General features: G+C 72.6%; 14 protein-coding genes. 13 read left to right on the top strand and 1 reads right to left on the bottom strand.

Going from position 1 to position 21346, the window contains the following annotated elements; genetic code table 11:
• Positions 1 to 680: 680 nt before the first annotated feature.
• The 7 genes from AC2RP6_RS05270 to AC2RP6_RS05240 all read left to right on the top strand — a co-directional run bounded on the left by AC2RP6_RS05270 (position 681) and on the right by AC2RP6_RS05240 (position 9507).
• The gene (locus AC2RP6_RS05270) at positions 681 to 2288 is read left to right on the top strand and encodes an aromatic ring-hydroxylating oxygenase subunit alpha (protein ID WP_486445086.1); all 1608 of its coding nucleotides are present in this window, start codon (positions 681 to 683) and stop codon (positions 2286 to 2288) included.
• A gap of 267 nt (positions 2289 to 2555) precedes the next feature.
• Positions 2556 to 3686: a polyamine ABC transporter substrate-binding protein gene (locus tag AC2RP6_RS05265; RefSeq protein ID WP_486445085.1), complete on the top strand. Its 1131-nt coding sequence runs from the start codon at positions 2556 to 2558 to the stop codon at positions 3684 to 3686.
• 1 nt (position 3687) lies between these two features.
• Positions 3688 to 4554 carry an ABC transporter permease gene (locus tag AC2RP6_RS05260; protein WP_486445084.1) on the top strand — a complete coding sequence of 289 codons (867 nt, stop codon included), beginning with the start codon at positions 3688 to 3690 and terminating at the stop codon, positions 4552 to 4554.
• The gene (locus AC2RP6_RS05255; RefSeq protein WP_486445083.1) at positions 4551 to 5603 is read left to right on the top strand and encodes an ABC transporter permease; all 1053 of its coding nucleotides are present in this window, start codon (positions 4551 to 4553) and stop codon (positions 5601 to 5603) included. The genes AC2RP6_RS05260 and AC2RP6_RS05255 overlap by 4 nt, the downstream gene beginning before the upstream one ends.
• A gap of 5 nt (positions 5604 to 5608) precedes the next feature.
• The gene (locus tag AC2RP6_RS05250; protein ID WP_486445082.1) at positions 5609 to 6703 is read left to right on the top strand and encodes an ABC transporter ATP-binding protein; all 1095 of its coding nucleotides are present in this window, start codon (positions 5609 to 5611) and stop codon (positions 6701 to 6703) included.
• A 25-nt stretch (positions 6704 to 6728) separates the two neighbouring features.
• Positions 6729 to 8054 carry a flavin monoamine oxidase family protein gene (locus AC2RP6_RS05245; protein ID WP_486445081.1) on the top strand — a complete coding sequence of 442 codons (1326 nt, stop codon included), beginning with the start codon at positions 6729 to 6731 and terminating at the stop codon, positions 8052 to 8054.
• Positions 8047 to 9507: an aminobutyraldehyde dehydrogenase gene (locus AC2RP6_RS05240; protein WP_486445080.1), complete on the top strand. Its 1461-nt coding sequence runs from the start codon at positions 8047 to 8049 to the stop codon at positions 9505 to 9507. The genes AC2RP6_RS05245 and AC2RP6_RS05240 overlap by 8 nt, the downstream gene beginning before the upstream one ends.
• A 27-nt stretch (positions 9508 to 9534) precedes the next feature.
• On the opposite strand, the gene AC2RP6_RS05235 is transcribed toward AC2RP6_RS05240, so the two are convergent.
• Entirely contained in the window at positions 9535 to 10518 is a 984-nt protein-coding gene (locus tag AC2RP6_RS05235; protein WP_486445079.1) for an aldo/keto reductase, read from the bottom strand.
• Positions 10519 to 10619: 101 nt separating this feature from the next.
• Between AC2RP6_RS05235 and AC2RP6_RS05230 the strand changes: the two genes are divergently transcribed.
• The 6 genes from AC2RP6_RS05230 to AC2RP6_RS05205 all read left to right on the top strand — a co-directional run bounded on the left by AC2RP6_RS05230 (position 10620) and on the right by AC2RP6_RS05205 (position 21344).
• Positions 10620 to 11192, top strand: a complete 573-nt coding sequence (locus tag AC2RP6_RS05230) for a TetR/AcrR family transcriptional regulator (protein WP_486445078.1) — start codon at positions 10620 to 10622, stop codon at positions 11190 to 11192.
• Positions 11193 to 13010: 1818 nt separating this feature from the next.
• On the top strand, positions 13011 to 14423 hold the full coding sequence (locus AC2RP6_RS05225) for a family 2B encapsulin nanocompartment shell protein (protein WP_486445077.1): 1413 nt from the start codon (positions 13011 to 13013) through the stop codon (positions 14421 to 14423).
• Between the two features lie 193 nt (positions 14424 to 14616).
• Positions 14617 to 15993, top strand: a complete 1377-nt coding sequence (locus tag AC2RP6_RS05220; RefSeq protein ID WP_486445076.1) for a family 2 encapsulin nanocompartment cargo protein terpene cyclase — start codon at positions 14617 to 14619, stop codon at positions 15991 to 15993.
• A 2-nt stretch (positions 15994 to 15995) separates the two neighbouring features.
• On the top strand, positions 15996 to 16892 hold the full coding sequence (locus tag AC2RP6_RS05215) for a geranyl diphosphate 2-C-methyltransferase (protein WP_486445075.1): 897 nt from the start codon (positions 15996 to 15998) through the stop codon (positions 16890 to 16892).
• 115 nt (positions 16893 to 17007) lie between these two features.
• Positions 17008 to 17946, top strand: a complete 939-nt coding sequence (locus AC2RP6_RS05210) for an NAD-dependent epimerase/dehydratase family protein (protein ID WP_486445074.1) — start codon at positions 17008 to 17010, stop codon at positions 17944 to 17946.
• On the top strand, positions 17943 to 21344 hold the full coding sequence (locus AC2RP6_RS05205) for an aminotransferase class I/II-fold pyridoxal phosphate-dependent enzyme (RefSeq protein ID WP_486450225.1): 3402 nt from the start codon (positions 17943 to 17945) through the stop codon (positions 21342 to 21344). The genes AC2RP6_RS05210 and AC2RP6_RS05205 overlap by 4 nt, the downstream gene beginning before the upstream one ends.
• Positions 21345 to 21346: the final 2 nt, after the last annotated feature.

Here is a 21346-nt window from a genome sequence, read left to right as displayed (position 1 = left end):
GAGCGGGGATCGAGGGGTGCGGGCCCGGTCGGGTGCCGGGCGGGCCGCCCGGCCTGCCTCCGCCCCGGTGAACAGGGCGAACGTGGGGCAGCGCCGGGCGGGCGACAGGAAAGCACGTTTGCTGACCGATCGGTCAGGCAAGAATCACGCTAGCTGACCGATCGGTCAGTGAACAAGTCTTGACCCGGCGGAAACAAGCCAGCAATCTGACTGTCCAATCGGTCAGTCCGGTCCCGGCTTCCCGCCCCGGCCGCCTGTCCACTGCTGGGCCGTCTCGTCATCGAACGCCGACACCGATCGCCGCACGGCGGCACGGAGGAGTCACGATGCATTCCCGAGCTCCCGAAACACCGACGGGCCACGCCGGGCCCCCCGGGCCCCCCGGGCGCACCGACGCCGCAGGCCGAACCGGCCCCCCGTCCCGCCCCGCGCCGCCCGACCGCCCGGCCGCGGCGACCTCCCCGCACGCGGCACCGCCGACCAGCCCCCACCCGGACGCAGCCCTCGTGGAGGGGGCCCGCTCCGACGCGACCCGCTCGGACGTCGCCTCCCCGGAGGCGGCCTGCCCGGAGGCGCCTTCAGCCGACGCACCGGCCGCCGACGCAACGCCCCCCGAGGCACCGGCCGCTTCCGAGGCACCGGCCCCCGAGGCCGGAGCCCGTGGCACCCGCATCCGGGCCATGTCTGCCCTGGCCGCATCGCCCGTCGACGCCTCCGGCGGCTCGGCGGCCCCTGCCACGGGCGCCCCGACCCGCGGAGCCCCCGCTCCGGGCGCCACGGCCCCGGCCCCTGAGGCAAGCGCCCCCGCCGCAGGCGTGTCGCCCGGCGATGCGAACGGCGATGCGAACGGCGATGCGAACGGCGATGCGAAGCCTCCCGCCGCGGGCACGCCCGTCCGCGAAGTCCCCGTCCCCGGCGTGCAGACTCCGGGCGCACCGGCCCCGGCCCCCGGAGCCACTGCCCCTGCCGAGGGCGTGTCGCCCGGCGGGGCCTCCGGCGATGCGAAGGCCGCCGCCGGGGAGGGACCCGTCCGCGAGGCCCCCGTCGCGGGCGCGCCGGCCCCGGCCCCCGGAACAACCGCCCCCGACACGGGCGCCCCGGCCCGCGTAGCCCCGGCTCCCAGCGCGCTGTCTCCGGGCGCACCCGCACCCGCACCCGGAGCTACCGCCGCCGACGCTCCCGGGCCCGCGCTTCCGGCGCGGTACTACACCGATCCGCAGATCGCCGCCGCCGAGACCCGGCACGTCTTCGCCGCGTCCTGGCAGCTCGTCTGCCACGAGTCCGACCTGCCGGAACCGGGATCCCGTCTCGCCGCCACCGTCGCCGACCGCGAGGTCATGGTGGTCCGCACCGAGGACGGCGGACTCGCCGCCCACCTCAACGTCTGCCGCCACCGCGGCACACGCCTGGTCACCAACCCCGAACCGGCCGGCAAGGCGATCCGCTGCCCCTACCACGGCTGGACGTACCGCCTCGACGGAAGCCTCGTCGGAGCCCCGGAGGCCCGACAGATCCCCTGCCTCGACAAGCCGAAGCTCGGCCTCTTCCCGGCCTCCGTCGAGTCCTTCCTCGGCTTCGTCTTCGTCAACCTCGACCCCGACGCCGTACCGCTCGCCACGAGCTGCGCGGGTCTCGCGGACGCGGTCGGCCACTACGCCGGAGCCGACCTCGTGCCCATCGGCCGGGCCCGCATCCACGACCTGGCCGGCGCCGAAACGCAGCAGGCCAACTGGAAGGTGGCGGTCGACAACTACCTGGAGGGCTACCACGTCCCGGTGGCCCACCCCGGACTGATGCGCCTGCTCGACTACCAGGGGTACACCTGCGAGATCGAGGAGAACTACGCGCTGTTCGCCTCACCGCTGCGCGACAAGCCGTCCTCCAACTGGGCCGAACGCCTCTACCAGCGCATCGCCGCCCCCATGCCCGGACTCGCCGAGGCCGACCGTCGGATCTGGCGGTACGCGGTCATCTACCCCAACACCCTCATCGACTTCTACCCGGACCACGTCCTGGCCTGGACGGCGATCCCCACGGCCGTGGACCGGGTCGCCGTGCCCGGCGCCTTCTACACCCGCCGCGGCACCGGGTGGCGCACCCGCCTCGCCAGGCGCCTGAACATCCACATCGGCTGGATCACCAACGACGAGGACGCCGAACTGGTCGCCCGCGTCCAGAAGGGCCTCTCCACCCCCGGCTTCGAGCCCGGACCCCTCTCGCGCCGCGAATCCGCCGTCGGCTGGTTCGCCGCCCGCATCCGCGCCGCCCTTGACGGCGCCGCGCCGTAGCGGCCCCCCGATCCGGCTGGGCCCGACCTGACGGACCCCTCCGCGCACGGCACGGCCGCCGCACCCCACCACGCCCGGCCCCGGCCATGCCCCGCCCGACCCCCACCGCACCAGCGGTCCCGCGTCCGCCACCGGCCACCCGCCATCCGCCGCTCGCCGCCCCCGCCGTACAGCCCCCGGCCCCCGGCGTCCGCGCCCACCGTTCGACCGAGCCCCCACCTTCCGCTCGTTCCCGCCGTCCCCCTGCGGCCCTACGGAGAGGACCCCATGTCCCCCGAGGCACTCCCCCCGACCAGACGCCTCTTCCTGCGCGTCGGCACCGCCGCCGCCCTCGCCCTCACCGCAGCCGGCTGCGGCTTCGCGTCCGAAGCCGACCCCGCCGACCGGGCGACCGCCGAAACCCCCATCGACGTCCAGGTGGACGGCGACCTCGTCTACTTCAACTGGGCCGACTTCGTCGACCCGGCCGTGTTCGAAGGCTTCCAGAAGGAATACGGCGTCAAGGTCGTCCAGTCGAACTACGACTCCATGGAGGGCATGGCCGCCAAGCTCAACGCCGGGAACCGCTACGACATCATCTTCCCGACCGCGAAATGGGCGCAGCGCCTCGCGGCCGGCGGCCGCCTGCGCACGATCGACCACTCCCGGCTGCGCAACGCGGAGCCGGTGTTCGGCGGGTACGGGTACTTCGCCGACCCCTGGTACGACCCGCGCTCGGCCCACACCGTGCCCTTCACCATGTACAAGACCGGCATCGGCTGGCGCCGGGACCGGCTCGGCGACCTCACCGGCTCCTGGGACGACCTGTGGAACGAGCAGGCCAAGGGCAAGGTCTTCGTCCTCGACGACCGCGACGAGGTCCTCGGCCTCGGCGCGCTCAAGCTCGGCCTCGACCTCACCACCGGCGACCGCGGCGACCTCGCCCGCGTCACCGACACCCTCCGCTCGCTCCGCCCCCGCCTGCGCGGCTTCTCCAGCGACAGCTACAACAACCTGCTCAACGGCAACGCCGACATGACCCAGGCCTGGAGCGGCGACATGGCCGCCATGCTCGCCCAGGCCGAGGACCCGGCGGTCTTCGGTTTCGAAGTCGCCCGCGAGGGCGCCCCCGTCAATTCCGACTGCTACGCCATACCCGCCAACGCCCAGCACCCCGGGACCGCGATGCTCTTCATCGACTACATGCTCCGCCCGGAGAACGTGAAGAAGAACATCGAGTACATCGGCTACCCCATGCCGGTCCGCGGCACCGAGGACACCTACGCGGCCCTCGTCGAACCCTTCCCCCAGTGCCTGGTGACCGCCGACGACCTCAAGGCCGACCTCTTCTTCCGCAACGGCGACGCCCGGGCCGAACAAGCCCGCGACGCCGCCTGGACCGACGTGAAGGCCGGCTGACATGGCCGACACCCGAACGAAGGGAACCCGGCTGTGGACCTGGCTCCTCCTCCCGGGCACCCTCTGGATGACCGGCTTCCTCGTCGCCTCGCTCCTCCTCGTGGCCACCCTCGCCCTGGGCACCACCGACCCCCTCGGCAACCCGCGCTTCGGCTTCAACCCCGAGAACCTCACCGCGCTCGCCGACCCCGCCTACCGCACCGTCCTGCTGCGCTCCCTCGGCTACGCGCTGATCACCTGCCTCATCTGCCTGGCTGTGGCCTACCCGGTCGCCTACGCCATCGCACTGCGCGGCGGCCGCTTCAAGAACCTGCTGATCGCCGCGATCGTCGTCCCGTTCTTCGCCAACTACCTGGTACGGATGTACGGCTGGTCCGTCGTCCTCTCCGACGACGGACCGCTGCTGAAGTTCCTGCGCGCGGCCGGCGTGGCCGACGACGACACCAAGATCCTCCAGACCGGCGCGGGCGTCATCGCCGGACTCGTCTACGGCTTCGTCGTCTTCATGATCATCCCGCTGTACGCGGCGATGGAGCGCATGGACACCTCGCTCATCGAAGCGGGCCGCGACCTGTACGGCGGCCCCCTGCGCACCTTCCTCTACGTCACCGTGCCCGCCACCCGGCAGGGAGCGGCCGCCGGTTGCGTCCTCGTCTTCCTGCCCGCCATGGGCGACTTCGTCAGCGCACAGCTCATGGGAGGACCCGACCAGATCATGATCGGCAACCTGATCCAGGACAAGTTCTTCCAGGGCCAGAACTGGCCGCTGGGCTCGGCCCTCACCATGCTCCTCATGGCGGTCCTGTTCCTCGGGATGCTCGGCTACCTGCGGCGCACCCGCAAGGACGAGGCGGAGGCGGCCCGATGACCACCGGAAACAGCGCGGGCGCCGCGGACGCGCAAGCCGCCGCGGACGCCCGGACCACCGTGACGGCGCCGAGCGCGACGAACACCCCGTACACGAAGAGCACCCCGGGCGCACCGGCCGGTACGCCCGCACCCGGCGCACCGCCCGCACCCGGCGCACCGCCCGCACCCGGCGCACCGCCCGCCCCCGGCGCACCGCCCGCACCCGGCGCACCGGCCAAGCGGCGACGCCGACGCCGGGCAGCCGAGCGCCGCCCCCGCTTCGCCATCGCCGTCACCGCCCTCTTCTTCGCCCTCCTCTACCTCCCCGTCGGCGTCGTCGTCCTGTTCTCCTTCAACGCACAGAAGTCCCTCACCGTCTTCGACGGCGTCAGCCTCCGCTGGTACACCGCCTTCCTCCACGACGACGTCATCCTCGACTCCCTCGGCATGAGCCTGCGGGTCTCCCTCGTCGCCATGGCCGGCTCGCTCGTCCTCGGCGTCGCCCTCGCCCTGGGCCTCGTACGCAGCAGGAGCCGCCTCGGCTCCTTCGCCGGCCTGGTCATGCTCGTCCCGCTCATCACCCCGGAGATCGTCACCGGCGTCGCCGCGATGCTCCTCTTCAAGGGGCTGGGCATCACCCTCTCCACCACCACCGTGATGCTCGCCGAGATCACCTTCTCCATCTCCTACGTGACGGTCATCCTCCGCTCCCGCATCGCCGCCCTGAACCCCGAGGTCGAGGAAGCCGCCATGGACCTCGGCGCCACCCGCCGGCAGGCGCTGCGCCTGGTCACCCTGCCCGCGCTGCTGCCGAGCATCCTCGCCTCCGCCGTGCTGATCTTCGCCCTCGTCTTCGACGACTTCGTCCTCGCCTACTTCACCACCGGCGTCGACCCGCAGCCGCTCTCCGTCCGCATCTACTCGGCGATCCGGTTCGGCGTGCAGCCCACCATCAACGCCGTCGGCACCCTGATGCTCGCCGGCTCCGTCGGCCTCATCGTCCTCGCCCTCGCCATACCGCGCCTGTTCGGGCGCCGCGGCGGCCTCGACCTGCTCTCCGGGAAGTGACACCCATGCACCCGACCCCCGTGCACCCGACCCCCGCCGTCCGCCTCGACCACGTCAGCAAGCGCTATCCCGCCGCGGACGACACCTACGCCGTGCACGACGTCGCACTCGACATCGCCCAGGGCGAGTTCTTCTCCCTCCTCGGCCCCTCCGGCTGCGGCAAGACCACCCTGCTGCGGATGATCGGCGGTTTCACCGAGCCCACGGAGGGCAGCGTCCTGCTCGACGGCCAGGACGTCACCGGCCTGCCACCGAACAAGCGCAACGTCAACACCGTCTTCCAGAGCTACGCCCTCTTCGACCACCTCTCCCTCGCGGACAACGTGGCCTTCGGCCTCAAGCGCAAGGGCGTCCCCCGCCCCGAGATCCGCGAGCGGGTCACGGGCATGCTCGACCTCGTCCAGCTCGGACACCTCGCGAGCCGCAAGCCGACCACCCTCTCCGGCGGCCAGCGCCAACGCGTCGCCCTCGCCCGCGCCCTGGTCAACCGGCCCCAAGTGCTGCTGCTGGACGAGCCACTCGCGGCCCTCGACCTGAAACTGCGCCGCCACATGCAGGTCGAGCTCAAGCAGATCCAGCGCGAGGTCGGCATCACCTTCGTCTTCGTCACCCACGACCAGGACGAGGCCCTGACCATGTCCGACCGGATCGCCGTCATGAACGACGGCCGCGTCGAACAGTGCGGCACCCCGGAAGACGTCTACGAACGGCCCACCAGCAGCTTCACCGCCTCCTTCATGGGCACCTCCAACCTCGTCCCCGGGACCTACCGCTCCGGCCGGGTCGTCCTCGACGGCGGACCCGAACTGCCCGTCGGCAACCGGCCCGCCGTCACCGACGGCAGCAGGGTCAACGTCTCGATCCGCCCCGAGAAGATCTGGCTGTCCGACCTGGAACCCGACATGGCCCGGGTCGGCGGCGTCGTCAGCGAGACCGTCTACTGCGGCCCGACCACCACCTACCTGATCGAACTGGCCCCCGGCGTCACGGTCTCCGTACTGGAACAGAACACGGTCCGCTCCCGCATGGAGGACCGCTGGAGCGGCGGCGAGCACGTCGAGATCGGCTGGAAGCCCGAGCACTGCCTGGTCCTCGACTGACCCCGCCCCGACCGGAGGAACACCCATGAACCACGACGTCATCGTGCTCGGCGCCGGCCTGGCCGGCCTCGCCGCCGCACGCGACCTCGCCGCCGGCGGTGCCGACGTCCTCGTCGTCGAGGCCCGCGACCGGGTCGGCGGACGCGTCGAGCAGACCGAGCTCCCCGACGGCCGGCTGGTCCAGCTCGGCGGCGAGGTCGTCGGCCGCGCCCACACCGCCTACACGACCCTCGCCGCGGAACTCGGCCTCACCCTCACCCCCAGCTACGTCGCCGAACCGGGCGCCCTCACCCGGGCCACCCCCGAAGGCCTCTCCACCGACGACCCGCCCCACTGGTTCGGCCCCGGCGACGACACCTGCCACCGCAAGGTCACCGACGCCTTCTGCGCGCTCGCCCGCACCGTCGATCCCGACGACCCCTGGGCCCACCCCGACGCCACCGCCCTCGACCGGATCTCCGTCGGCGACTGGCTGCGCGCCGAGGGCGCGACCCCGGCCGTCGTCCGCCTCTGGGAGATCGGCCAGCTCGCCCTCGCCGACGGCTCGTACGAACGCACCTCCCTGCTCGCCGCCCTGCGCAAGCACGCCGCCGTTCCCGTGCCCGGCCCCGACCAGCACTACGACTACGAGGCCTGGGAGGGCCTGCGGGTCGCCGAGGGATCCGCGACCGTGGCCCTGCGCATGGCCGCCGCCCTCGGCGGCCGCATCCGTACCGGTTCACCCGTCGAGGCCGTCACCATCCGCCGCCCCGGCCGCTGCACCGTACGCCTCGCCGGGGGCGAGACCCTCACCGCCGGCGCCGTCGTCAGCGCCCTGCCCGTGGGCCCCCTCCGCGCGGTCACGGTCACCGGCGTCTCCGAGGAACGGCTCGGCTCCCTCCACCGCCAGCGCCACGCCCTCGCCGCCAAGTTCGTCGCCGCCTACGCCCGGCCGTTCTGGCACGACCGCGGCCGCAGCGGACTCTCCGAATGCGAAGGGGTCATCGGCAGCACCTGGCCGCAGAACGACGGCATCCTCTCCGCCCTCGTACCACCCGAAAGGCTCGCCGTGCTGCTCGGCACACCCGCCCCGCTGCGCACCGGCGAACTCCTCGCCGAGATCGCCCGCCTCTACGGCGACGAGGCGCACCGCCCGCTCGCCACCCACATCCGGATGTGGGGCACCGACCCGTGGACCCAGGGGTACGTCACCCAGTGGACCCCCGGTGACGTCACGGCCGTCGGCCCCCGCCACGGCACCCACGAACCACCCTTCTACGTCTGCGGATCCGACCAGTGGGTGGCCGGCTACATGGAGGGCGCCGTCCGCACCGGACGCGCCGCCGCCGGGGAGGCGCTGCGCCGTGGCTGACACCGCACCACTCTCCGGCACCCACGCCGACACGTACTCCGCCACCCTGCTCAACCACGTCGCCGGGACCGACCGGCCCGCGGCCACCGGCGAGACGACGCCACTCGTCGACCCCGCCACCGGCCGGTTCCACGGGTACGCCCCGCGCTCCGGCCGGGCCGACACCGATGCCGCGTGCGAGGCCGCCACGGCGGCGTACGCGCACTGGTCCCGCACCACCCCGGCCGTACGGCAGCGAGCCCTGCTCGGCATCGCCGACGCCATCGAGGAGCACGCGGACGCCCTCGTCGCCGCCGAGACCCGCGACACGGGCAAACCGCCCCACCTGTTCCGGACCGAGGAACTCCCCGCCATCGTCGACAGCGTCCGCTTCTTCGCGGGCGCCGCCCGCAACCTGCCCGGCGCCGCGGCCGGCGAGTACACCGAAGGCCGCACCTCCCTCCTGCGCCGCGAACCGATCGGGGTCTGCGCCCAGATCACCCCGTGGAACTATCCGCTGATGATGGCCGCGTGGAAGATCGCCCCGGCGATCGCCGCGGGCAACACCACCGTGCTCAAACCCGCCGACACCACACCCTCGTCCGCCGTGCTCCTGGCCCGGCTGGCGGCCGAGCACCTGCCGCCCGGCGTGCTCAACGTGGTCTGCGGCGACCGCGACACCGGGCGCGAGCTCGTCGCCCACCGCGACGTCGCCCTCGTCGCCGTCACCGGCAGCGTGCGGGCGGGCCGGCAGATCGCGGCGGCCGCGGCCCTCGACCTCAAGCGCGTCCATCTGGAACTCGGCGGGAACGCCCCGGTCCTCGTCCACGACGACGTGGACGTCGAGGCCACCGCCGCGACCCTCGCCGCGGTCGCCTACTACAACGCCGGGCAGGACTGCACCGCGCCCACGCGGCTCCTCGTCCACCACCGGATCCACGACGCGTTCCTCGCCGCCTTCGCGGCGCGGGCGGCGAAACTGCGCCCGGGTGCCCCGGACGAGCCGGACGCCGACTTCGGCCCCCTCAACAACGCCGCCCAGCTGGCCTCGGTACAGGAACTGCTCGGCCGGCTTCCGGACCGCGCCGAGATCGTCACCGGCGGTGGCCGGCTCCCGGGACGCGGCTTCTTCCACGAGCCCACGGTCGTCGCGGGGGTGCGCCAGGACGACGAGATCGTCCAGGAGGAGATCTTCGGTCCCGTCGTGACCGTGCAGGCCTTCACCGACGAGGCGGAGGCCCTCGTACTGGCCGACAACGTCCGCCACGGCCTGGCCGCCAGCGTGTGGACCTCCGACCACGACCGCGCGATGCGGGCGACGAGGGCCCTGCGCACCGGGATCGTCTGGGTGAACACCCACGGCACCACGGTCTCCGAGATGCCCCACGGCGGGGTCAAGCACTCGGGTTACGGCAGCGACCTGTCCCTGGCCGGTCTTCTGGACTACACGCAGGTCAAGCACGTCATGCTGTGACGGTGGGTGCCGGGGTGACCGGTACGGTCAGCCGTTCAGGGAGGCCATCAGCTCGGGGGCGTAGCGGTCGCCCGAAGCCACCCCGTGCGGGGCCACGGCGTCGATCGCGGCCAGTTCGGCCGGGGTGATCGTCACGGCGGTGGCGGCGACGTTCTCCTCCAGGTAGCGGCGGCGCTTGGTGCCCGGGATGGGCACGGCGCCCTGGTGCAGGGTCCAGGCCAGGGCCAGCTGCGAGGGCGTCACGCCCTTCTCGGCGGCGAGCCGGCGCACCTGGTCCACGACGGCGAGGTTCCGGTGGAAGTTCTCGCCCTGGAAACGCGGGTCGGTGCGGCGGAAGTCGTCCTCCGCGAAGTCGTCGGGGGTGGTGATGGCGCCGGAGAGGAACCCGCGACCGAGCGGGGAGTAGGCGACGAGCCCGATCCCCAGGTCGCGGAGCGTGTCGAGCACGCCGTCGTGCTCGATGCCGCGTTCGAACAGGCTGTACTCGGTCTGTACCGCGGCCAGCGGGTGCACGGCGTGGGCGCGGGCGATCGTGGCGGGGGAGACCTCGCACAGGCCGATGTGGCGGACCTTGCCGGCCTCGACCAGTTCGGCCATGGCGCCCACGCTTTCCTCGATCGGCACGTTCGGGTCGACGCGGTGCAGGTAGTAGAGATCGATGTGGTCGGTACCCAGGTGGCGCAGCGAACGGTCGGCGGACCGGCGGATGTAGTCGGGGGTCCCGTTGTGCCCGCGGAAGGCGCCCCCATCGGTGAACTCGATCCCGGTCTTCGTGGCCACCACGGCCGCCTCACGGCGGCCGCCCAGGGCCTTGCCCAGCAGCTGTTCGTTGCGGAAGGGGCCGTAGCCCTCGGCGGTGTCGAGCAGGGTGACGCCGAGGTCCAGGGCGCGGTCGATCGTGGCGAGGGACTCGGTCTCGTCGGTGGCGCCGTAGTGGGCGCTCATCCCCATGAGGCCGAGGCCCTCGGCCCCGACCTGCAGGCCCTGACGGCCCAGTGCGCGCATCTCCATGGTGTGCTCCTCGAAAGAAAGTAACTAACTGGATAGGTAGAGCATGCGACGCCTCCGCGGCTCTTGTCAATAACTGGATAGTTACTTGCTAGGCTGCGGGCATGGCACGGGATTCCCACGCGACCAAGGCGCGCCTGCTCGACGCAGCCTTCTCGGAGTTCGCGACCTACGGCATCGCCGGAGCGCGGGTCGATCGCATCGCGGAGGCGGCGCAGGCGAACAAGCGGCTCATCTACGTCTACTACGGCAACAAGGAGCAGCTCTTCGACGCCGTGCTCCAGCGGGCCCTGGAGACCGGATCGGAATCCGTCCCCTTCGACGCCGACGACCTGCCCGGCTACGCGGGAGCCGTCTTCGACCACCTCGTCGAGCGGCCCGAGCTGATGCGGCTCGTGCTGTGGAAGCAGCTGGAGCGCCCCGGCTCCACGGACGCGGAGGCCGAGTCCTACGACGGCAAGATCGCGGCTGTGCGGCGGGCCCAGGAGGCAGGCCGCATCGACGCGGGCATCGCCCCGGCGGACGTGCTGACCCTGGTCGTCGGCCTGTCGCAGGCCTGGTTCGCGGCGGTCGGCGGCCCGGCGGCAGGAGCCTCGGGCACCGCGTGGCCCGCCGACCGCCTCGCCGCCCACCGCGCGGCGGTGGTGGAGTCGGTCCGCCGCCTGACGGCGCCGTAGCGGGGGGCAGGGCGGGCGGGGCGGGGCGGGGCGGGCGGGGCGGGCGGGGGCTTCGGGGGTCGGGGTCCCGGCCGGGCGGCATCAGGGAGGTCCTGGGGTTTCCCGTCAGTCCCATCGTCTTCCGTGTCGGGCCGGCCCCTCAAGGGCGCTCCCTGCGGTCGCGTCACTGCGTGATGGCCTCCGGCCACCCTTGACCGCCCGTCCCGCCACGGAAAGTCGAGGACTGTCGGGAAGCCCCCAGAAGAACGGGCCGGGCGTTACGTTCCAGGGACGGGCCGTCGGAGACGCGAGTCGGTGGTTGGGGTGCGCCTCCAATCGCTACGCGCTCCTGCCAGACGGCGTCCGCAGGTTCCGTGGGCTGGGCATAAGCCGCCATCGATCGCTACGCGCTCCCGCGAGACGGCGCCTGCAAGCCCCTGTGGCTGGGCATGGGCCGCCATCGATCGCGGTGCGCTCTCGATCACGCGTCCGCAGTCCGCCTACGGCTGGGCATAGGCCGCTATCGATGGCTGTGCGCACCTGAGGGAGGGCGTCCGCGGCTCTGTGGACCGGGCGTAGGCCGCCACCGGTTGCGCGCGCTTCTCGGTTACGTGTCTGCGATCCGTCTGGGGCTGGTCGCAGGCCGCAGAAAGCTTCCATCGCGCCTCATGGACGGCGTCCGCCCCTCCCACGGGGTGGAAAAGCGTCAGATGACGGCTGGGACGATCCCAATCCAGGTCTGGGTGGGCGGGCTCCTCGGAAAGCTTCAATTCGCCCCAATTACCCCCGTCTGTGCTGGCAGGTGGGATCCCATCATCGCCTTATTCGGGGTTGGCATCGGCTGGGCCGTTGGATGGCCCTCCCGCCCGCTTGTTTCGCCCCTCCCGGCCACGAACAAGCGCCGGACGCCGTCCGTGGGGAGGAGGGTGAAGGTTTCTGCGGCTTCTGTCCAGCCCCGGACGGACCGCAGGCGCGTGATCGAGAGGGCCCGGCCCATAGTGGGCGGTCTATGCCCAACTCCAGAGGCTCGCTGACGCCGTCTCGCAGGAGCGCGTAGCGATCGATGGCGGCCTATGACCAGCCCGAGAGGCCTGCGGACGCCGTAGTCGAGGAGCGCGTAGCGACAGGTGGCGGCTTATGTCCAGCCCAAGGGGCTCGCGGACGCCACCCGACAGGAGCGCGTAGCGATCTGGGGCGCACCCCGGCTACCGGCCCGCATCTGTGATCTGCCCGTCCCTGGAACGGAACGCCCGGCCCGTTCTTCTGGGGGCTTCCCGACAGTCCTCGACTTTCCGTGGCGGGACGGGCGGTCAAGGGTGGCCGGAGGCCATCACGCAGTGACGCGACCGCAGGGAGCGCCCTTGAGGGGCCGGCCCGACACGGAAGACGATGGGACTGACGGGAAACCCCAGGACATCCCTGATGCGGTCCGGCCGGGACCCCGCCGCCCGGAGCCCCCGCCCCGCCCCCGCCCCCCGCCCCGCCCCCCCCGCGACCGGTGGTGCCGTGGGTGCGCGCGCCCTCGGGATCCTGTCCGGGTTCCGGAACCGGGCCGGTGCGTAGGGGAGTTGGGGGTCGGTGCGGCTCTGGCGGAAAGTGCGCGGGGCGTCTGGCCGAAACCGCCGGGACCATGATCAAACACGGCGCAGCTCAAGATCACCGGTTTGAGGTAATCCCCACCCCTTCCGATGGGTGCACCGGTTCACGGACGGTTACTGTGCTTCCGGATCTAGAGGGATTGCCCGGGTATTCACCCTATTTTTCTTCGCTCACCGGTGACGTGCACCGGCATGCGCTGATCACCACCCGCACGAAGGACACGAAGGAAAGGCCTGCGCGATGACCGTGGACACCAGCCCAGAGGCCCAGCTGGAGCCGACCCAGCAGATGAGTCTGGGCACGGCGGCCGCCCGCAACCTTGCCACCACGACCAAGTCCGCCCCCCAGATGCAGGAGATCACCTCCCGGTGGCTCCTCAAGACGCTCCCCTGGGTGGAGACCAAGGGCGGCACCTACCGCGTCAACCGCCGCCTCACCTACACCGTCGGTGACGGCCGCATCGAGTTCGTCCAGGACGGCGCCACGGTCCGGGTCATCCCGCGTGAACTCGGCGAACTCGCCATGCTGCGCGGCTTCGAGGACGAGCAGGTGCTGGCCACGCTCGCCGACCGCTGCGTCCAGCGCGACTTCCGCGCCGGCGAGGTGCTGGTCGAGCGGGGCGCCCCCGCCGAGCGGATCCACCTCATCGCCCACGGCCGTGTCAACCAGACCTCCGTCGGCAAGTACGGCGACGAGATCGCCGTCGCGGTCCTGGCCGACGGTGACCGCTTCGGCGAGAACGCACTGCTCGACGCCGACGCCACTGCCGACTACACGGCCACCGCCGAGACCTCCGGCACCCTCCTGACCCTCTCCCGCGCCGACTTCGCCGCCGTCCTCGACGCGGCACCCGGACTCCGCGACCACGTCGAGCGGTTCGGGTCGCTCCCGCACCAGCGGCAGAACAAGCACGGCGAGGCCGAGATCGCGATGTCCGCCGGCCACACCGGAGAGGCCGCCCTCCCCGGCACCTTCGTCGACTACGAACTCAAGCCGCGCGAGTACGAACTCTCCATCGCCCAGACCGTACTGCGCGTCCACACGCGCGTCGCCGACCTCTACAACGGTCCGCACAACCAGACCGAGGAACAACTCCGGCTCACCATCGAGGCGCTGCGCGAGCGACAGGAGTACGAGCTCGTCAACAACCCGGAGTTCGGCCTGCTCCACAACGCCGACTTCAAGCAGCGCATCCAGACCCACTCCGGCCCGCCCACCCCGGACGACATGGACGAACTGCTCTGCCGCCGCCGCGGCACCAAGTTCTTCTTCGCCCACCCCAGGACCATCGCGGCGATCGGCCGCGAGTTCAACGCCCGCGGCCTCTACCCGGACCACGTCGACCTCGGCGGCCAGCAGGTTCCGGCCTGGCGCGGGGTGCCGATCCTTCCTTGCAGCAAGATCCCGATCAGCAAGGAGAACACCAGCTCCATCCTCGCCATGCGCACGGGCGAGGACAACCAGGGCGTCATCGGCCTGCACCAGACCGGGCTGCCCGAGGAGTACGAGCCGGGCCTGTCCGTGCGGTTCATGGGCATCAGCGAGCAGGCGATCATCTCGTACCTGGTCACCACCTACTACTCCGCGGCCATCCTGGTTCCCGACGCGCTCGGCGTGATGGAGAACGTCCAGATCGGCCGCCGGCGCGACTGACGGCCCCGGGGCCGCCCGACCGGCCCCCGGATCCTTCCTGCACCCTGCCCGGATCCCGGCCGACCCGCCGGGATCCGGGGGTCCGGGACCCGGCGCAGCACCCCCTCCCCGGGATGTCCGCCGTGCGATCCGTGAAGCCGCCCCCCGCCCCCTCCTCCAGCCCGATCGACGAGACACTCGCTAGGAGCCACGGATGCCCGTTCCCGGGCCTTCCCCCGCGCAGTCGAGCCTTCCTGCCGCCGCGGTCCGCTTCGGATCCCACGGCCACGGCCGCGGGGCCGACGCCGTCACCGCAGGCAAGCCCGCACTGCCGACCGGGCCCGCGCTGCCCTTCGGGCCGGCGGCCGCCCGGCCCTCCCCTCCCGCTCCCGAAGTCCCGCCCGCACCGGGCGAAGGACCGGGGGGCGACCCGGTCGCGGAGCCGACGCGGGTGGCCGCCGCCGTGGCGACCGCACCGAACCCCGCCCTGGAGCGGATCATGCGCGGCCCGAGCGGGGTCGGCACGGAGGGACTGTTCTTCTTCACCCCCTACCGCGCACGGCCCGCCGCCGCTCCGGAACCCGTGGCGCCCGCGCCCCCGCCCGCCGCGCAGGGCAGGCCGATCCCCGGCCTCTACCACCACCCGGTCCCGGAGCCCGACCCCGTCCGCGTGGCCGAGGTCAGCCGCCGGATCAAGCGCTGGGCGGTGGACGAGGTGGAGGCGTACCCGCCCGAGTGGGAGGACCAGTTCGACGGTTTCTCCGTCGGCCGTTACATGGTCGCCTGCCACCCGGACGCCCCGACCGTGGACCACCTGATGATCGCCACCCGGCTGATGGTCGCCGAGAACGTGGTCGACGACTGCTACTGCGAGGACCACGGCGGTTCGCCGGTCGGACTGGGCGGAAGGCTTCTGCTGGCGCACACCGCACTCGACCCCGTCCACACCACCGCGGAGTACGCCCCCGCCTGGGAGGAAACGCTCCTCTCGGACGCCCCCAGGCGCTCCTACCGCTCGGCCATGGAGTACTTCACCCGGGCGGCGACCCCGTCCCAGGCCGACCGCTACCGGCACGACATGGCCCGGCTGCACCTGGGGTACCTCGCCGAGGCCGCCTGGGCCGAAACGAAGTACGTCCCGCAGGTGTCCGAGTACCTGGCGATGCGGCAGTTCAACAACTTCCGCCCCTGCCCCACCATCACCGACACCGTGGGCGGTTACGAACTCCCGGCCGACCTGCACGCGATGCCCGCCATGCAGCGGGTGATCGCGCTGGCGGGCAACGCCACGACCATCGCCAACGACCTGTACTCGTACACCAAGGAACTCGAAAGCCCCGGCCTGCACCTGAACCTGCCGGTGGTCATCGCCCAGCAGGAGGGCCTCTCCGACAAGGAGGCCTACCTGAAGGCGGTCGAGGTCCACAACGACCTCATGCACGCCTTCGAGGCCGCCGCCGCCGAACTGGCCGTCTCCTGCCCCGATCCACGCGTGGTGCGCTTCCTCCGGGGCGTGGCCGTCTGGGTCGACGGCAACCACTACTGGCACCGGACGAACACCTACCGCTACAGCCTGCCCGACTTCTGGTAAGGATGGATTTATTCGTGACCAGCACCGATCTCACCGTTTCCGCCCCCACCTCGGCCTTCATCCCGGCCCCGGCGACGCCGTACCAGGGCGACATCGCCCGCTACTGGGACCACGAGGCGCGGCCCGTGAACCTGCGCCTGGGCGACGTCGACGGCCTGTACCACCACCACTACGGCATCGGTGACATCGACCACGCCGCCCTCGGGGACACCGAGGACAGCGCATACGAGAAGAAGCTGATCGCCGAGCTGCACCGGCTGGAGTCCGCACAGGCGGACGTCCTGCTGAGCCACCTCGGGACCATCGGCCGCGAGGACACCCTCGTCGACGCCGGCTGCGGACGCGGCGGTTCGATGGTCATGGCCCACCAGAGGTTCGGGTGCAAGGTCGAGGGCGTCACCCTGTCGGCCAAGCAGGCCGACTTCGCCAACCAGCGCGCCCGCGAGCTGGGCATCGAGGACTCCGTCCGCGCCCGCGTCTGCAACATGCTCAACACGCCGTTCGAGACGGGGCAGGCCGCCGCTTCGTGGAACAACGAGTCGAGCATGTACGTCGACCTGCACGACCTCTTCGCCGAGCACTCCCGCGTCCTCGCGGTCGGCGGCCGCTACGTGACCATCACCGGCTGCTGGAACCCGCGTTACGGCCAGCCTTCGAAGTGGGTCTCCCAGATCAACGCGCACTTCGAGTGCAACATCCACTCCCGCCGCGAGTACATGCGGGCCATGGCCGACAACCGTCTCGTGCCGCAGGCCGTCATCGACCTGACCCCCGAGACGCTGCCCTACTGGGAGCTGCGGGCGACGTCCTCCCTGGTCACGGGCATTGAGGAGGCGTTCATCAACTCCTACAAGGACGGCTCCTTCCAATACGTCCTGATCGCGGCCGACCGCGTCTGACACCGGTGGCGGCGGCCGGGCCCGTACGGACGGGCCCGGCCGCCGCCTGTCGGATGTTGTCCTGTACTGGCCAAACTCGTAAGAGAGCGATCAACTCTCGCGCTACTGTGCGCGCGTGAGTCTTCAAGTCGTCATGGGTTATGGGCCCGCGGGCGCCGCCACCGCCCGTCTGCTGGCCGAGCAAGGACATTCCGTACGCGTCGTCACCAGGTCGGGCAGAGAACCGGAACCTGGCATCGAGCACGTCGCGCTCGACGCGACCGACCGGGAGCGGCTGACCGCCGCCGCCCGGGGCGCCGCCACCATCCACCACTGTGCCGCGCCGCCCTACCACCACTGGGTGCGCGCATGGCCCCCGCTCGTCGCCTCGGCCTGCGCCGCCGCGGAAGCGACCGGGGCCGTCCTGGTCATGCTGGGCAACCTCTACGGCTACGGGCCGGTGGAGGGGCCCATGACCGAAGGGCTGTCGCTGGCCGCGACCGGCCCCAAGGGGCGGGTGCGCGCCGCAGCCTGGGAGCAGGCCCGCACCCTGCACGAACAGGGCCGCATCAGGGCGGTCGAGGTGCGGGCCTCCGACTTCTTCGGCCCCGGTGTCACCGACGGCGGCCACCTCGCCGGACGCGTCGTGCCGGCCCTGCTCCGCGGCAAACCCGTGTCCGCCCTCGGTGACCCGGACGCCCCGCACAGCTGGACCTACCTCCCCGACGTCGCCGCGGCGATGGCCGGGGCCGCCGGTGACGAGCGGGCCTGGGGACGCCCCTGGCACGTACCGACCGGGCCCGCCCGCTCCGTACGGGAAATGGCCGACCTGCTCGCCGCCGGTGCCGGAACCGGCCCGGCCGTGGTGCGCAGGATCCCGCCGGCGGTGCTGGGCCTCGCGGGGCTGTTCTCCCCGCTGATGCGCGAACTGAAGGAGATCCGCTACCAGTTCGACGGCCCCTTCGTCGTCGATTCGAGCGCCTTCGAGACGGCCTTCGAGGCGCGCGCCACTCCCGTCGACGAACAGGTCGCCGCCACGCTCGACTGGTGGCGCGCCCGCCCGACCGCCCGATGACCTCCGCGACAGGGGTACGGCCCCCGGCGGGGGGACGCGAGGCGATAGCGGTCGTGGGCATGGCCTGCCGGTTCCCGGGAGCCCGGAACCCGAACGAGTACTGGCGGCTCCTGACGGCCCCGCGGGCCCAGTTCTCCACCGTCCCGGACGCGCGCTGGCGCAGCGCCGCGTTCCTCAGCGACGACTTCCGCGACACGTCGTCCACCTACACCGCCACCATGGCGCTGCTGCCGGACGTGGGCCACTTCGACGCCGCGCACTACGGGATACCGCCGCGCCGGGCCGCCGCGATGGACCCCCAGCACCGGCTGCTCATCGACCTCGCCCGCGAGGCGATCCAGGACGCGGGGTGGGAGACCGACGGCTTCGACCGCGAGGAGACCTCGGTGATCACGGCCCTCACCGAGAGCGGCTACCGCGAACTCAGCACCATGCGGATACGGATGCGCCAGCTGGCCGGCGGCGAGTTCGGAGCCCCGGCGACGGATCCCGGATGGCAGGAGACCGTACGCGCGGTCCACGGTCTGCACGGCACGTCCGTCGCCGGTCTGCTCCTCAACATGGGCCCCAACAGCATCAGTTCGGTCTTCGACCTGCACGGTGAGAGCTACGCCCTGGACTCCGCGTGCTCCGGCGGGCTGATGGCCGTCGCCAACGCGGTCCACGCGCTGCGGGCCGGCCGGTCCCGCATCGCGATCGCCGGGGGCGCCCAGCTGATCCTCGCCCCCGACCTGCTCGTGGGACTCTGCCGGATCGGCGCCATCTCGCGCAGCGGCAGATGCCTGCCCTTCGGGGCCGAGGCCGACGGCTTCGTCCTGGGGGAGGGGGCCGGCGTCCTGGTGCTCAGGCCCCTGGCCGACGCCCGCGCGGCCGGCGACCGGGTCTACGCGGTCATCCGCGGCGTGGGCACGGCCAACGACGGGACCGTGCAGGGCGGCCTGCACCCCCGGGCGGGCGGCCAGCTCAGAGCCCTGCGCCGGGCCTACCGCGACGCGGACCTGTCCCCGGGTGCGGTGGGCTACCTGGAGGCGCACGGTACGGGAACGACCGTCGGTGACCCCGTCGAGCTCGCGGTCCTGGCGGAACTGCGCGGTCCGGATGCCGCCCCGGCCCATCTGGGAGCGGTCAAGGCGGTCGTCGGGCACTCGCTCAACTCGGCGGGAATGGCCGGCCTCATCAAGTCGGTCCTGGCCGTGCAGCGGGGGGTGATCCCGCCCCAGCCGGAGTTCCGCCTCGCCGACACGGCGGCGCTGGACGCCGCGCGGCTGACCGTCGCGACGGCACCGCTGCCGTGGTCCGGGCGCGGTCTGCCCCGCCGTGCGGGCGTGAGTGCCTTCGGCTTCGGCGGTACCGGCGTCCACGTGGTCGTGGAGGAGTGCCCCGAGCCGCCTGCGGCGCCCGCACCCCCCGACGGACCGTACGAGCTGGTCCTCACCGCCCGGGACCGTCCGGGACTGGCCCGCTACGCCCGGGACGTGGCCCGGACCCTCACCGAGGACGGGCCGCCGCTGGCCCGGGTGGCGGACACCCTGGCCCGCCGCACGCCTCTGACGGAGCGCCTCGCCCTGGTGGCGCGGGACACCCCCGACGCGGCCGCCCGGCTGGCCGCCGCGGCCGCGGAGCTGGAGGCGGGCCGACTCGCGGAGCAGCCCGTGCCCGAGCAGCCCGTGCCCGAGCAGCCCGTGCGCGAGCAGCCCGTGCGCGAGCAGCCCGTGCCCGCGACGGCCGGAGCCTCCGTGCCGGGGCGCACACCCCCGTGCACCCTGCCACCTAGTCCGCTCGCCCCGCGCCGCCATTGGGTCGTGGCCGACGCGGCACGGGAGGTGGCCGGACCGGTCGCCGCCGACGGGGCCCCGTCCGACGCGGTGGCCGTCCCCGATCCACCCGTCCCGCAGGTCGGGGACGCGGCGTCCACCGTCCTCGCCGAGGTGTCGCGGACCGGGGTCTTCCCCCTGGCCGACCTCGCCGAGGACATGAGGCTGGTGACCGACCTCGGCTTCGACTCCCTCATGCTCCAGGAGCTCGCGGTCAACATCGGCAAGCACGCCCCCGGCTTCCCCTCCGAGGACCTGTTCACCCCCGGACTCACGATCGGAGCACTGATCACGCTGCTCGACCCGCACCGCGCGCCGACGGCGCCCGCGGTCCCGCCACCGTCCCCCCGGGCGGGGGCGGCCGAATGGCGCGCCGACACCACCGCGGTCGACGCGTTCCCCGAGGTCGCCCTCTTCGAGCAGCGCCTGGACTCGGTCCGTGCCGGCGGCGCGGCGTTCCCGTACTTCCGCGTGCACGAGGGCACCATCCGCGACACCACCGTGATCGGCGACCGCTCGTACCTGTCCTTCGGCAGCTACAACTACCTGGGGATCTCCGGCCATCCGGCGGTCAACGAAGCCGTCCACCGGGCCGTGGAGCGGTACGGCACCTCGGTCTCCGCGAGCCGTGTCCTCTCGGGGGAGCGGGAGCTGACCGTCCGGCTCGAACGCGCCCTGGCCGGTTTCCTGGGGGTGGAGGACTGCCTCACGCTGGTCAGCGGCCACGCCACCAACGTCACCGCGATCGGGCACCTCGTCGGCGCGGGGGACCTGGTCCTGCACGACGCGCTGGCCCACGACAGCATCCTGCAGGGCTGCACCCTGTCCGGAGCGGCGCGACGCCCGTTCGCCCATAACGACGCCGACGGCCTGGAGCACCTGCTGCGGCTCAACCGGGCGCGGTTCAGACGGGTGCTGATCGTCGTCGAGGGCGCCTACAGCATGGACGGCGACCTCGCCGACCTGCCCGCCGTGATCGAGCTGAAGAAGCGGTACGGGGCCCTGCTGATGGTCGACGAGGCGCACAGCATCGGCACGGTGGGCGAACGCGGTCGCGGGGTGGGAGAGTTCTTCGGAGTCGACCGGTCCGACGTGGACGTGTGGATGGGCACCCTCTCCAAGTCCTTCGCCAGCTGCGGAGGTTACCTCGCCGGTTCGGCCCGCATGGTGCGCTGGCTGCGGCACACCCTGCCGGGCTTCGTCTACAGCGTGGGGCTCACCCCGGCCAACGCGGCCGCCGCACTGGCCGCCACCGAGCTGATCGCCGCGGAACCGCACCGCGTGCGTGCGCTCCGGCGCAACTCCGCGCTGTTCCTCGGTCTGGCCGCCGCGGCCGGTCTGGCGACCGGCTCCAGTGCGGACACCCCGATCGTGCCGGTCGTCCTCGGCGATTCGGCGCGTACCCTGCACGTCGCCGACCGGCTGTTCGCGCGCGGAGTGATCGCCGACCCGATCTTCCATCCTGCCGTCGAGGAGGGACTGTCGAGGCTGCGGTTCTTCCTCACCTGCGAACACCGCGAGGAGGACGTCCGCCGGGCGGTCGCGGCGGTGGCCGAGGAGGTGGCTGCCTCCGCCGGGAGCTGACC

The sequence above is a fragment of the Streptomyces sp. WAC03905 genome (assembly GCF_057371075.1).
Note: the sequence above shows the minus strand (reverse complement) of the source record. Positions and strands in the feature narration are given on the sequence as shown.

Bases quoted from the DNA above. Each gene is read 5' to 3' on its own strand.
- AC2RP6_RS05260 (WP_486445084.1), top strand. From the start codon at position 3,688: ATGGCCGACACCCGAACGAAGGGAACCCGGCTGTGGACCTGGCTCCTC.
- AC2RP6_RS05235 (WP_486445079.1), bottom strand. From the start codon at position 10,518: ATGGAGATGCGCGCACTGGGCCGTCAGGGCCTGCAGGTCGGGGCCGAG.
- AC2RP6_RS05265 (WP_486445085.1), top strand. From the start codon at position 2,556: ATGTCCCCCGAGGCACTCCCCCCGACCAGACGCCTCTTCCTGCGCGTC.
- AC2RP6_RS05245 (WP_486445081.1), top strand. From the start codon at position 6,729: ATGAACCACGACGTCATCGTGCTCGGCGCCGGCCTGGCCGGCCTCGCC.
- AC2RP6_RS05205 (WP_486450225.1), top strand. From the start codon at position 17,943: ATGACCTCCGCGACAGGGGTACGGCCCCCGGCGGGGGGACGCGAGGCG.
- AC2RP6_RS05255 (WP_486445083.1), top strand. From the start codon at position 4,551: ATGACCACCGGAAACAGCGCGGGCGCCGCGGACGCGCAAGCCGCCGCG.
- AC2RP6_RS05230 (WP_486445078.1), top strand. From the start codon at position 10,620: ATGGCACGGGATTCCCACGCGACCAAGGCGCGCCTGCTCGACGCAGCC.
- AC2RP6_RS05250 (WP_486445082.1), top strand. From the start codon at position 5,609: ATGCACCCGACCCCCGTGCACCCGACCCCCGCCGTCCGCCTCGACCAC.
- AC2RP6_RS05225 (WP_486445077.1), top strand. From the start codon at position 13,011: ATGACCGTGGACACCAGCCCAGAGGCCCAGCTGGAGCCGACCCAGCAG.
- AC2RP6_RS05215 (WP_486445075.1), top strand. From the start codon at position 15,996: ATGGATTTATTCGTGACCAGCACCGATCTCACCGTTTCCGCCCCCACC.
- AC2RP6_RS05220 (WP_486445076.1), top strand. From the start codon at position 14,617: ATGCCCGTTCCCGGGCCTTCCCCCGCGCAGTCGAGCCTTCCTGCCGCC.
- AC2RP6_RS05270 (WP_486445086.1), top strand. From the start codon at position 681: ATGTCTGCCCTGGCCGCATCGCCCGTCGACGCCTCCGGCGGCTCGGCG.